This is a genomic window from Segatella bryantii (assembly GCF_022024215.1).
Taxonomy (GTDB): domain Bacteria; phylum Bacteroidota; class Bacteroidia; order Bacteroidales; family Bacteroidaceae; genus Prevotella; species Prevotella bryantii.
The window spans coordinates 1,999,437-2,013,242 of record NZ_CP091798.1 but is presented as its reverse complement, the minus strand read 5'-3'; the positions used below and the strand labels follow the sequence as shown (position 1 = coordinate 2,013,242).

Here is a 13,806-nt window from a genome sequence, read left to right as displayed (position 1 = left end):
CTACCTTAATCACAGCGGGTAAGCGGACTTGAATGCATCGGATTTTCCGAAATTGCGGTGCAAAGTTACAACTTTTTGTAGTATCGAGCAAATATTTCCAATAATTTTTGTACTTTTGCACTTGAAATAAGCATATTAAGGTAAAAGAAATGCAAGACATTAGAAACATTGCAGTTATTGCACACGTCGACCACGGAAAGACTACTTTGGTTGACAAGATGATGATCGCCGGTAATCTGTTCCGTGACGGCCAGGATAACAGTGGCGAAGTTTTGGACTCCAATGATTTGGAGCGTGAACGAGGTATAACCATTCTCTCAAAAAACGTTTCTATTAACTGGAAGGGTACAAAAATTAATATTCTTGATACTCCGGGTCACTCAGACTTTGGTGGTGAAGTAGAGCGTGTGCTCAATATGGCTGATGGTTGTCTTTTGCTCGTTGATGCCTTCGAAGGCCCAATGCCACAGACACGTTTCGTTCTTCAGAAGGCTCTTCAGCTTGGTTTGAAGCCTATTGTTGTTGTAAATAAGGTTGATAAGCCTAATTGTCGTCCTGAGGAAGTGTACGAGATGGTATTCGATTTGATGTGCGATTTGAATGCTACAGAAGAACAACTTGACTTCCCGGTTGTTTATGGTTCTGCGAAAAACGGTTGGATGAGTGAAGACTGGAAAACACCAACTGATAATATAGACTATCTTTTGGATAAAATCGTTGAGATTGTTCCAGCTCCTAAATATTTGGAAGGTACTCCACAGATGTTGATTACGTCTTTGGATTATTCTAACTATACAGGTCGTATTGCAGTAGGTCGTGTTCATCGTGGTACTCTTAAGGAAAACCAGAATATCACTGTATGCCACCGTGATGGTAGTATGGAAAAAACAAAGATTAAGGAACTACATACTTTTGAGGGAATGGGCCATAAGAAGACTGATGAAGTTTCTTCTGGTGATATCTGTGCTGTAATCGGTTTGGAGCACTTTGAAATCGGAGATACTATTGCCGATTTCGAAAATCCAGAACCTTTACCAACTATAGCTGTAGATGAGCCTACTATGAGTATGTTGTTTACTATCAACGATTCTCCTTTCTTTGGTCGTGAAGGTAAGTTCTGTACTTCTCGCCAGATTACTGATCGTTTGAACAAGGAATTGGAAAAGAATATTGCTCTTCGTGTTCGTGAAGTTGAAGGATATACAGATCGTTGGATTGTTAGTGGTCGTGGTGTACTTCATCTTTCTGTGTTGGTTGAAACCATGCGTCGTGAGGGTTACGAACTTCAGGTAGGTCAGCCACAGGTAATCTACAAAGAGATTGATGGTGTGAAGTGCGAACCTATAGAGGAGTTGACAATTAATGTACCTCAGGATTATTCTAGTAAAATGGTTGATATGGTAACTCGTCGTAAGGGTGAATTGACTGGAATGGATACTGAGGGCGATCGTGTTAATATTACATTTGATATTCCATCACGTGGTATTATTGGTCTGCGAACCAATGTGTTGACTGCTTCTCAAGGTGAGGCTATTATGGCACATCGTTATAAAGAGTATCAGCCATACAAGGGTGAGATTGTTCGTCGTTCAAATGGTTCTATGGTTGCTATGGAGACTGGTACAGCTTTTGCTTATTCTATTGATAAGTTGCAAGATCGTGGTAAGTTCTTCATAGATCCAGGAGAAGAAGTTTATGCTGGTGAGGTCGTTGGTGAGCATATTCACGAAAATGATTTGGTTATTAATGTAACTAAGGCTAAGCAGTTAACTAACGTTCGTGCTTCTGGTTCTGATGATAAGGCTCGAGTAATACCTAAGACTGTAATGAGTCTCGAAGAGTGTCTTGAGTATATTAAGGAGGATGAGTTCGTAGAGGTTACTCCAAAGAGTATGCGTATGCGTAAGGCTATTCTTGACCACTTGGAGCGTAAGCGTTCTAACAAGGATTAAGATTTTGATAAAATATAAAAAGGATGCAATTTTGATTGCATCCTTTTTTATATTTTCGAATTTGTTTATTTTGGATAAACTCTTTCCAAGACCTCCTTTGGTATTTTTCGATATCCATTTAGTTATAGATAAGTAGTGTCAAATGTCTTATGATGCTAAAAGCTTTACCAAATTTTGCTGTAGGTCTACAGTTAGATTACTTGTTTGTAATATTACTCCGTAATAGTATCTAGGAAGTTTCTTGTTACATCAAATGAGCCTTCGGCCATTTTGTCCCAAAAATCAAAATACATCTGTGCTTTATGGTCTTTTAAAGGCACATCGCTTATGATGCGGAAACTAATGAAAGGAATGTTATAAATATGGCAAGTCTGTGCAATAGAACAACTCTCCATATCAACAGCTGTAGCCATAGGGAATTTGTCGAGTATCGACTGCATCTTTTCTCGAGAATCTACAAACCATTCTCCGCTGACAATCAGTCCTGGTACAACTTTTTCTTTACTATTAATCCGTGTAGCAATGTTTACAAATTTCTGAGGAGATTGGAACTGCGCAGGCATGCCCAGTATTTGTCCGAATTCACACTCGCTGCCACAATAGGCATCATGGTAGACACATGAAGTCGAAACGACGACATCACCTACTTGGAGTGAAGTATCTACTCCTCCAGCACAACCTGAAGAAATAATGAGATCTGGCTGGTAGTTGTTAATCATCTCTACTGCTCCAATCGTAGAGTTAACTTTTCCGATACCACATTTTTGCAGAATGATATCATGATTACCGATTTTACCAATAAAGAAATCTTTTTTGTGATGGGTTTCTTTTTTGGCATTAGTGAATAAAGATTGCAACTGTGCTAATTCTTTATCCATGGCTACAATAATACCTATTTTCATAATCCGTTCTTTTATTTTTTGCAAATATACTAAAAAGATGACAGATGATACGGTAGAGTTGCTATATTTTTTGTACTTTTGCCATAAATACAAACGTTTATATTAAATAATGAAAGCATTTAAGAAATATCTGCTAGACATACTAGCAGTAGTTATTTTTGCTGTAATTTCTTTTGTCTATTTTATGCCTGCAGATATGGATGGTCGTATCCTCTACAGACATGATTCTTCTGCCGGTGTAGGAGCTGGACGGGAAATTAGTCAGTACCGTGAACAAACTGGCGAAACATCACGTTGGACCAATTCTGTATTTGGAGGTATGCCGACTTACCAATTGGCACCTTCTTATAAGAGTACTACCGTTTTAAATGAGGCTGTTTCTGCATATCACCTATGGTTGCCCGAGAATGTATGGTATGTGTTTGCCTACTTGCTTGGCTTTTATATTCTCTTAAGGGCATTTGATTTTAGGCGTTCGTTAGCTGCTTTGGGTGCTATCATTTGGGCTTTCTCCAGTTACTTCTTCATTATTATTGCCGCAGGACACATCTGGAAAGTGATGGCATTAGCTTATTTGCCACCGATGATTGCAGGTATCGTATTGTCTTTCCGTGGAAAATATTTATGGGGACTTGTTTTGACAGGTCTCTTTGGTGGATTCGAGATTCTCGCTAACCACGTTCAGATGACCTATTATTATCTCTTCATAATATTCTTTATGGTGTTGGCCTATTTAGCTGAAGCTATCAAGAATAAAACTATGCTAAATTTCTGGAAAGGTGCAGCTGCTTGTGCAGTCGGTGCCGCTATAGCCATTAGTCTTAACCTCTCTAATCTTTATCATACATGGGAATATGGTCAGGAATCTATGCGTGGTAAGAGTGAACTGGTTAAGAAAAACTCTGCAAATCAGACGGAAAGTGGTCTAGATCGTGATTATATTACACAATGGAGTTATGGCATAGATGAAACTTGGACACTTTTGATTCCAAATACCAAAGGTGGCGCTTCAATGCCTTTAAGTCAGAATGAAATCGCAATGAAAAAGGCTGATCCTCAGTTTATGCAGGTTTATCAGCAGATTGGTCAGTATTGGGGTGAGCAGCCTGGTACTTCAGGTCCTGTTTATGTAGGCGCTTTTGTCATGTTACTTTTTGTGCTTGGGCTCTTCATTGTTAAGGGACCTATGAAATGGGCCTTGTTGGCAGCTACCATACTTTCTATATTGTTATCTTGGGGACGAAATTTTATGGGATTTACCGATTTCTTCCTTGATTATGTTCCTATGTATGCTAAGTTTAGAACGGTTGCTTCTATTTTGGTTATAGCCGAATTTACTATTCCTTTATTGGCAATGATGGCACTCAAGAAGATTGTAGATGAGCCTGAAATCCTGACGACCAAAATGAAATGGGTATGGATTAGTTTCGGTCTTACTGCGGGCTTCTGTGCTTTGTTTGCATTGATGCCAGGAGTATTCTTTTCAGATTTTATTTCTTCTTCAGAGTTAAAAGCATTACAGCAGATACCCGCTGAATATCTGAACCCTCTGATGTCTAATCTGATTAGTATGCGTCAGGCTATGTTTACATCAGATTGTTGGCGTTCGTTCGTTATCATCCTTATCGGTATGGTGTTCTTAATGCTTTACAAGTATAAGAAAATCGGCGATGTTTACATGATTGTCGGTTTAGCTGTACTTTGCCTTATTGATATGTGGCAAATTAATAAGCGCTATCTTTATGATGATATGTTTGTAGAGAAGAGTCAGCGCGAGGCTCCTCAACCGATGACAGAAACTGATAAGCAGATTTTACGTGATAAATCATTAGATTATCGTGTACTTAATTTGGCTTCGAATACATTTAATGAGAATGAAACTTCTTATTATCATAAGAGCATAGGTGGTTATCATGCGGCTAAACTTCGTCGCTATCAAGAGATGATAGATGCGTATATTTCGCCAGAGATGCAGAAATTGATGTCTGCTGTTTCTAAGTCAAATGGCGATATGACAAAAGTGAATGGGGATAGCATATTCCCAGTCCTCAATATGTTGAACGCCAAATATTTTATTCTTCCGCTTCAGGATGGCAAGACTGTTCCTTTACAAAATCCTTATGTATATGGAAATGGATGGTTTGTTGATCATGTTGACTTTGTAGATAATGCAAATGAAGAAATTGCAGCGTTGGGTAAGTTAAACCTCCGTCATCAAGCTGTAGCAGATAAGAAATTCCAGGAACAACTTGGACAAAGTACGGTTCAAGACCAGACTTCTATCGTGAAGTTGACATCTTATAAACCTAATCAACTGGAATACCAGGTAAAATCAGGCAAGGGTGGTATTGTCGTATTTTCTGAGATTTATTATCCAGGTTGGACTGCTACTGTAGATGGATCTCCTGTTGAATTAGGACGAGTTAACTATATACTTCGTGCCTTGAAGGTTAAAGCAGGTAGCCATAAGATAGTGCTCAGTTTCTTCCCTAAATCAGTGACAGAAACAGAGACTATTGCTTATGTGGCCTATATTGTTCTAATCTTAATTATAGGTTTAGGAGTTTATATAGAGTGGAAAAGAAAAAAACAGCTAAGTAATATGTAGTTATAATAATCAACACTCGGCAGTTATGACTGATTGTATCGTCTTCGTATTTGGCGGGGACGATACAAAAGTTTTATTGAAAAGGTGTGAGTTTGATTCGCATTAGGGATGTTGATTTTAAAGATGCTTTGTGTTTATGGAATTCCAGACAAAAGTAGATATACAATCTTCTTCTTGGAAAATTTCACCGTGTGAAAAGATGCTTTTTCTGGGGAGTTGTTTTGCTGATAATATAGGTAATCGATTTCGAGAAGAGCAGTTTCGGGCTATCGTCAATCCCTTTGGAGTGATGTATAATCCTGCTAGTATTCTTCATTCTGTTCAAGAGCTGTTAGATAGTTCACATGAAATAGAGGGAGTGGGGAGCTATGAAGATAGAATTCCTCAGGTTGCTATATTTACCTTAGGTACTAATCATGTCTATATCCTTAAGGAAACTCGTGAAATTGTAGATAATTGTAAGAAACGCCCCCAGCATCTATTTGTAGAGAGAGCATTGTCTGTCAGTGAATGTTATCAGTATTTAGATGAAGCAGTATCGTTGTTGCGAAGCGCCAATCCTGAGATTAAAATAATCCTAACTGTAAGTCCGATACGTTATCGAAAATATGGCTATCATGGAAGTCAACTTTCCAAGGCTACTTTACAGTTAGCTGCAGACCAACTTGTACAACATTATGTTAGCGAAGAAAATGATAATTCCGTTTGTTATTTTCCTGCTTATGAAATCGTTAATGATGAACTACGCGATTATCGTTTTTATAAGCCCGATATGTTGCACCCTTCAGAGCAAACCGTAGAATACATCTATGAGAGGTTTGCTGAGGCCTATTTTAGTGAGGATACTCGAAAATTTCTAGCAGAGTGGAAGCCTATAAAAGAAGCCTTGGGGCATAAGCCGTTTCATCCAGAATCTGAAGAATATAAGAAATTCATGGATAAAACAATGTTAAAAGTATCCATGCTTTCAAAAAAATATCCGAAATTTGCATATCAGAAAATAATTAAGTGAAATGATATATACTATTGAAAAAGTAACCACACTTATAGGTGCGCGTCGCTATGGAGACAGAGACTGTAATGTCGGTTTTATTTTGACAGATAGCCGTTCACTCTGTTTTCCTGAAGAAACTCTTTTCTTTGCTCTAAAGTCAGAGCGAAATGATGGGCATAATTATATAGCCGAGTTGTATCGTCGTGGAGTCAGAAATTTTGTTGTATCTGATGTTCCGAATAATTTTGCCTCAGATTATCCAGATGCTAATTTCTTGCGTGTTGTTAATACGCTTGAGGCTTTACAACGATTAGCAGAGCGTCATCGTGATGAATTCAATATCCCTATTGTGGGTATAACGGGTAGTAATGGTAAGACCATCGTTAAAGAATGGCTATATCAGTTGCTTTCTGATGATATGTATGTTACACGTAGTCCTCGTAGTTATAACTCTCAGATAGGAGTGCCTTTATCAGTTTGGTTACTTAATAAGCAAACTGAGATTGGTATATTTGAGGCTGGTATCAGTGAGCCTGGAGAAATGCTTGCGCTTCGTGACATCATCCAGCCAACAATTGCAGTCTTAACGAATTTGGGGTCTGCTCATCAGGAAAATTTTAAGTCAAAAGAGGCGAAATGCCGTGAAAAACTGATCCTTTTTCATGATGCTAAAACTATCGTCTATAATATGGACGATGAAATTATAAATGATACAGTAGAGTCTTATAACTATTCGGGAGAAAAAATAACATGGTCTTTCAAGAATCCGAAAGCTACTATGTTTATTAAATCGGTAGAAAAAAGAAAAAATGATACTGTCATAAATTATAATTTTAAAGACAAAGAAGGAAAATATATACTGCCATTTATCGATGAAGCTTCTATTTCTAATTCGATAATTTGTGCAATAGTTACGCTTTGTTTGGGTGTCAGCACTGATGTTCTCTCTCGCCGTATGGCTAAACTTGAACCTGTCGCTATGCGATTGGAGGTAAAAGTGGGGCAGCATGGTTGTACATTGATTAATGATAGCTATAATTCAGATGTGAATTCGCTGGATATCGCTCTTGATTTTATGAATCGTCGTCCTGATCATAAGGGAAGACGTCATACATTGATATTGAGTGACATCTTCCAAAGTGGTGAAAAACCAGAAAACTTGTATCGTGATGTTTCGGATTTGGCCTATAAGCGTGGTGTTGTCAAATTTATTGGTGTAGGACCCGAATTGAAAGCACATGCTGATCAGATACAGATTCCTGAAAAATTCTTCTTTTCTTCTGTAGAACAGTTGATAAATAGCGAAGTATTTCGTTCTTTGCGTGATGAGGTTATTCTGATTAAGGGGGCACGTCAATTTGGTTTTGACCAGATTACCGAACTTCTTGTCCAGAAAGTGCATGAGACTATCCTTGAGGTAAATCTAAATGCGGTAGTGAAGAATCTTAACTGGTATCGTTCTTTTATGAAACCAGAGACCAAATTGGTCTGTATGATAAAAGCGAATGCTTATGGTGCAGGTTCTGTAGAGATTGCAAAAACTTTACAAGATCATCGTGTTGATTATCTTGCTGTGGCAGTAGCCGATGAAGGTGTAACGTTACGACGTAATGGTATTACAAGTAATATCATGATTATGAATCCGGAAATGACGGCTTTCAAGACTATGTTTGACTATGAACTAGAGCCAGAAGTATATTCTTTCCGTTTGCTTGAAGCATTGATAAAAGCTGCGGAAAAAGAAGGAATTACCGATTTCCCAGTTCATATCAAATTAGATACAGGTATGCATCGTTTAGGTTTTGATCCGATAAACGATATGGATAAACTTATAGATCGGTTAAAACATCAGAATGCAGTCATACCAAGAAGTGTATTCTCTCACTTTGTCGGTTCAGACAGTGATGATTTTGATGATTTCTCAGCTAACCAATTCGCTTTGTTTGATGCGGGGAGTAAGAAATTGCAGGCAGCATTCGATCATAAGATACTCCGTCATATAGATAATTCTGCAGGTATAGAGCACTTCCCTGAGCGCCAGTTGGATATGTGCCGTTTGGGGTTAGGCTTGTATGGTATCAATAGTCGTAATAATGAAATTATCAACAACGTGAGCACGTTGAAGACCACCATTCTTCAGATGCGACATATCCCAGTTGGTGATACGGTGGGTTATAGTCGAAAAGGAACTATAGAACATGACAGTGTTATTGCAGCAATTCCTATCGGATATGCAGATGGACTGAACCGACACTTAGGTAATCGTCATTGCTATTGTCTTGTTAATGGGCAAAAAGCTGAATATGTGGGCAACATATGTATGGATGTTGCCATGATTGATGTTACGGGGATAGACTGTAAAGAGGGTGATACCGTAGAAATTTTTGGTGATCATCTACCAGTAACCGTCTTGTCAGATGTTCTTGATACGATTCCTTACGAGGTACTGACTAATATTAGCGACCGCGTTAAGAGAATTTATTTCCAAGACTAAAATTTCTTATTAAAAATAAAAAGCTAAGTAAAAAGCTAAAAAAGTAGAGGCACGTATGCTTTTTGCCCGTTACTATTTTAGCTTTTTACTTTTTTTTTGTATCTTTGCAGACAATCTAATCTTTAAAAATCTATTGAGATAAAATCAAAACTTAAGCAAAATTATGGAACAAGTGTTTAGCTATATCATCAGCTTAGGTGCTAGTGTAATGATGCCAATCATTTTTACAATCATCGGCTTGTGTATAGGTATGAAATTCGGAAAGGCATTACTTTCTGGCCTTTATGTAGGTGTCGGTTTTGTTGGCCTAGGTGTGGTTACGGCGTTACTGACAAATAATTTTGGTGATCCACTTAGTGCAATTTCTCAAATTTATCATCTTCAGTTGAATGTTTTTGATATGGGATGGCCTGCAGCAGCTTCTGTTGCGTATAATACAGCCGTTGGTGCCTTGATTATTCCAATTTGCCTTGGTGTTAACTTTTTGATGTTGATTACAAAGACAACTCGTACTGTCAATATCGATTTATGGAACTATTGGCATTTTGCTTTCATCGGTGCAGTTGCTTACTTTGTAATGGATGAAAGTCTTGCATGGGGGTATTTTGCAGCGATTATATGTTATATCGTAACATTGGTATTTGCTGATATTACAGCAGACAAGTTCCAAGGCTATTATGATAATCTTGATGGAATTTCTATTCCACAGCCTTTTGTTCAGAGTTTTGTTCCTTTTACATGGGTTATCAATTGGGTGCTAGATAAAATACCTGGATTCAGTAAACTCGATATAGATGCTGCAGGTTTAAAGAAGAAGTTTGGTGTATTGGGTGAGCCATTAGTACTTGGTGTTATTGTCGGAATTCTGATTGGTATAGTTGCCAAACTTGATATAAAGAAGATACTCTTCTTGGGTATAACTATGGGTGCTGTTATGGAATTGATACCTCGTGTTACTAAACTCTTCATCGATGGTTTGATGCCTATCTCAGAGAAGACAAAGGAAATTGTTGGTAAGAAGTTTAATGGCAAAAGAGTAAATATCGGTATGAGCCCAGCTTTGGTTATCGGTCATCCAACAACATTAGTTGCTACACTGCTCCTTATTCCAACTTATCTCATTATCGCAGTTGTCTTACCAGGCAACCAGTTCTTGCCATTGGCTTCATTAGCAGGCTTGTTCTATCTTTTCCCTATGATTTTGCCTTATACCAAGGGTAATGTTGTCAAGACGTATGTTATTGGTTTGGTAGCACTTGCTGTAGGGTTGTATTTCGTAACCAATATGGCTCCAGATTTTACTAAAGCTGCAGCAGCTGTTTATGCTGCTACTGGTGATCAGGCAGCTAAAGTTCCAGAAGGTTTCTCTGCAGGAAGTATGGACTTTGCTAGCTCTTTGTTTGGTTATGTTATCTATGCTTTCACTAAATATCTATCATGGATAGGTGCAGGCGCACTTGTCGTTGTTACTGCAGCATTAATGTGTTATAATCGTATGCAGATTATAAAAGATGAAAAAGCTGCTGCTCAAACTATTAGAAACAAATAATCACGCTAAAATATGAAAAAAATAGTATTATCAATTGCTTTGTGCTTAGCTGCTAGTCTCGTATCTGCACAAGATTTCAAAGGCTATGAGGTTAAAGCTGAAAATGCTTATACTAATTATAATGTACGTTGGGCTACCGGTCCAGAAGATGCTAAGCATTATACTACAGATCGTTTACGTAAGGAATATCTTATTGAGAAAGTCTTTGCTCCAGGTGAAGTCAACTGGACTTATACATTCTATGATCGTTTCCTTATTGGTGGGGCGGAGCCAACAACAACTCCATTGAAGTTGACATCTATTGCTCCTCTTTATGTTGATGAAAGTAAAGGAACCAGTGGTCGTACACTGCTTGATAATCGTGAATTGGGTATTATCAATATTGGTGGTAATGGTATTGTTACTGTTGATGGAAAGAAATATGAATTAGGCTTCCAGGAAGCTCTTTATGTTGGTAAGGGCGCAAAGGAAATTATTGTAGCCAGCAAAAATGCAGCTGAGCCTGCTAAGTTCTATTTGAATTCAGCTTGTGCACATGTAACTTATCCTACAAAGAAGGTAACGTTGAAGGAAGCAAAAAATATTAAAGCCGGAAGTTTGAAGGAAAGTAATGATCGTGTAATCCATCAGATGATTATTGATGGTGTTGCAGGTGTTCGTACTTGTCAGTTACAGATGGGTATTACAGAATTGAAGGAAGGTAGCGTGTGGAATACCATGCCTGCACATACACATACTCGAAGAATGGAAGCTTATATGTATTACAAGGTACCACAGGGCCAGAAGATTCTCCACGTCATGGGAGAGCCACAGGAAACTCGCCCTATGTGGATGAATAATGAACAGGCTGTTATTTCTCCACAGTGGAGCATTCACTGTGCAGCAGGTACAAGCAATTACACCTTTATCTGGGGTATGTGTGGTGAAAACTTGGTTTACACCGATATGCAGGTAGTAGGTATCCCTAACCTCAAATAATTAATTTACTTAAACAAAATCAAAAAGTAATGAGTTCAATACAAACAAGTAAAATGACCAACTTTCGTTGGGTTATTTGTGCACTGTTGTTCTTGGCAACAACTGTGAACTACATGGATCGTCAGGTTCTATCATTAACATGGAAAGACTTTATAGCTCCAGAGTTCCACTGGACAGATGATGACTATGGTACGATTACCGGTTGGTTCTCTATCTTTTATGCTATAGCTAACCTTTTTGCAGGAAAATTTATTGACTGGATGGGTACCAAGAAGGGTTACCTCATAGCTATTTTCGTGTGGTCAACTGGTGCGGTTATGCATGCAGGTTGTGGATGGGTAGCTATGCAGATTGAGGGCTATTCTTCTATTGAGGCACTACGTTTAGTACAGCGTGGCAGTGATGCTGCAGTGGCTATTGCTACGGTTAGTGTATGGCTTTTCCTTTCTTGTCGTTTAATTCTTGCACTTGGTGAAGCTGGTAACTTTCCAGCAGCTATTAAGGTAACTGCAGAGTATTTCCCAAAGAAAGACCGTGCTTTCTCTACCTCTATTTTTAATAGTGGTGCTTCTATTGGTGCATTGGCAGCTCCTGCTACCATTCCATTGTTGGCTCGCGCTATGGGTTGGGAAATGGCTTTCGTCATCATTGGTGTATTAGGATATGTCTGGATGGGGCTTTGGATATGGTTGTATGATAAACCTAATAAGAGTCAGTATGTTAATCAGGCAGAGTTGAACTATATCGAGCAGGATTCTGATATAGCTGAGGTTCAGGATAAGCAGGAACCAAAAGAAGAAAAAACTATCGGTTTCTTGGATTGTTTCACTTATCGTCAGACTTGGTCATTCATTGTTGGTAAGTTTATGACCGATGGTGTATGGTGGTTCTTCCTCTTCTGGGCTCCAGCTTACTTCTCAGATCAGTATGGTTATACCTCAGACTCAACCATGGCTATTGCTTTGATTTTTACCCTTTACGCTATTACAACAATCTTGAGTATTGGTGGTGGTTATTTGCCAACTTATTTTGTTGATAAGAAAGGTATGAATCCATATATCGGTCGTATGCGTGCCATGTTGATTTTCGCTTGTTTCCCATTGCTGGGATTGTTTGCACAGCCAGCAGGTGAAATTAGTCCATGGTGTCCTGCTATTATTATTGGTCTCCTTGGTGCTGGTCATCAGGCATGGTCTGCTAATTTATACTCTACCATTGGCGATATGTTCCCTAAGTCAACTATTGCTACTATTACAGGTATTGGTGCTATGGCTGGTGGTTTAGGTTCTTTCTTGATAAATAAGGGCTCTGGTATGCTCTTTACTTATGCAGAAGGTCAGGGCTCAGCATTCAGCTTTTTGGGTTTTGAAGGCAAGCCAGCCGGTTATATGATTGTATTCTGTATTTGTGCTGTTGCTTACCTTATTGGTTGGATTATTATGAAAATTTTGGTTCCTAAGTATAAACCAATTATTGTAGAAGATTAATAGATTTATTAATATAGTATATAAAAAAGCCTGGTGAAATTATTCATCAGGCTTTTTTTATATGGTGTACTTTCTTGTGTTATTATTCTAGAAATCCTTGATTTTTAAGAGCTTTTATCATGCCTTCAGACATGGTTTCATTATCCTTTTTAGTATATCGTATATCAGTGAAAATTTGAGCTAGTGTCTCTTTTTTGTTAATCTCAACAAAATGCTTATTCTCTTCGAGGTTTTCTTTTTCTTCGTAGAAGTCATTAATTTTGTCTGCGTTGTAATCCTCGAATTGCTCTTGATGAATAATAGCGCGTAATGGTAAACGGTCACTAAGTGTTGGATTTTCATCGGGCCATCCTAAAGTGATCGTTGCTACAGGGAAAACAAGCTTAGGAAGCTTAAGAGTGTCTATAATGAGTTGTGGCATATAGACTGTTGTACCTAAAAAGCATGTACCGAGACCTGCTTCTTCTGCAAGATTACAAAAAGTCTGGGTATAGAGTAGAGCATCTGTAGTGGCGTTCATAAAACTTAAAAAATTACTATATCCAGGTACGGCTTTTCGATTTTCTGCCCATATAGAAGTACGACGGAAGTCTGCACATATTGTTAATACAACAGCAGCATTTTTCACCATAGGTTGGTTGAAATGTGTTGGTGCAAGAGCTTCTTTTCCTTCTTTACTACGAGTTATGACAACGCTGTAAAGTTGGAGATTACCCATAGTAGGTGTTCTTTCAGCTTCCTTAAGTAGTTTATTTAATAGTTCATTACTAACTTCTCGTGAGGAGTATTTTCTAATTGTCTTTCTTGTTGTTATAGATTCCATGTTGATATTTTTACTTATT

At 38.2% G+C, this 13,806-nt stretch carries 9 protein-coding genes; 7 read left to right on the top strand and 2 right to left on the bottom strand.

The window, feature by feature from the left end; all coding sequences use genetic code 11:
* The first annotated feature begins 149 nt into the window (after positions 1-149).
* A complete protein-coding gene (gene typA / locus L6471_RS12470) occupies positions 150-1,952 on the top strand; it encodes a translational GTPase TypA (protein WP_027453313.1) in 1,803 nt (600 codons plus the stop codon).
* A 212-nt stretch (positions 1,953-2,164) separates the two neighbouring features.
* Here typA and L6471_RS12465 read toward each other — a convergent pair whose 3' ends face one another.
* Positions 2,165-2,854: a 5'-methylthioadenosine/adenosylhomocysteine nucleosidase gene (locus tag L6471_RS12465; RefSeq protein ID WP_027453312.1), complete on the bottom strand. Its 690-nt coding sequence runs from the start codon at positions 2,852-2,854 to the stop codon at positions 2,165-2,167.
* A gap of 109 nt (positions 2,855-2,963) precedes the next feature.
* On the opposite strand from L6471_RS12465, the gene L6471_RS12460 reads away from it, so the two are divergent.
* The 6 genes from L6471_RS12460 (at position 2,964) to L6471_RS12435 (ending at position 12,964) form a co-directional block, all read left to right on the top strand.
* Positions 2,964-5,462: a YfhO family protein gene (locus L6471_RS12460; RefSeq protein WP_237797426.1), complete on the top strand. Its 2,499-nt coding sequence runs from the start codon at positions 2,964-2,966 to the stop codon at positions 5,460-5,462.
* 136 nt (positions 5,463-5,598) lie between these two features.
* A complete protein-coding gene (locus L6471_RS12455; RefSeq protein WP_237797425.1) occupies positions 5,599-6,474 on the top strand; it encodes a GSCFA domain-containing protein in 876 nt (291 codons plus the stop codon).
* A gap of 1 nt (position 6,475) precedes the next feature.
* Entirely contained in the window at positions 6,476-8,950 is a 2,475-nt protein-coding gene (locus tag L6471_RS12450) for a bifunctional UDP-N-acetylmuramoyl-tripeptide:D-alanyl-D-alanine ligase/alanine racemase (RefSeq protein ID WP_006282095.1), read from the top strand.
* Positions 8,951-9,113: 163 nt separating this feature from the next.
* Positions 9,114-10,499 carry a PTS galactitol transporter subunit IIC gene (locus L6471_RS12445; RefSeq protein ID WP_006282094.1) on the top strand — a complete coding sequence of 462 codons (1,386 nt, stop codon included), beginning with the start codon at positions 9,114-9,116 and terminating at the stop codon, positions 10,497-10,499.
* A gap of 12 nt (positions 10,500-10,511) precedes the next feature.
* Positions 10,512-11,477, top strand: coding sequence for a 5-dehydro-4-deoxy-D-glucuronate isomerase (gene kduI, locus L6471_RS12440; protein WP_006282093.1), 966 nt, complete (start codon positions 10,512-10,514; stop codon positions 11,475-11,477).
* A 29-nt stretch (positions 11,478-11,506) separates the two neighbouring features.
* Entirely contained in the window at positions 11,507-12,964 is a 1,458-nt protein-coding gene (locus L6471_RS12435; RefSeq protein WP_027453308.1) for an MFS transporter, read from the top strand.
* An 82-nt stretch (positions 12,965-13,046) separates the two neighbouring features.
* Here L6471_RS12435 and L6471_RS12430 read toward each other — a convergent pair whose 3' ends face one another.
* Complete coding sequence (locus L6471_RS12430; protein ID WP_237797424.1) at positions 13,047-13,787, bottom strand: nitroreductase family protein; 741 nt, start codon at positions 13,785-13,787, stop codon at positions 13,047-13,049.
* Positions 13,788-13,806: the final 19 nt, after the last annotated feature.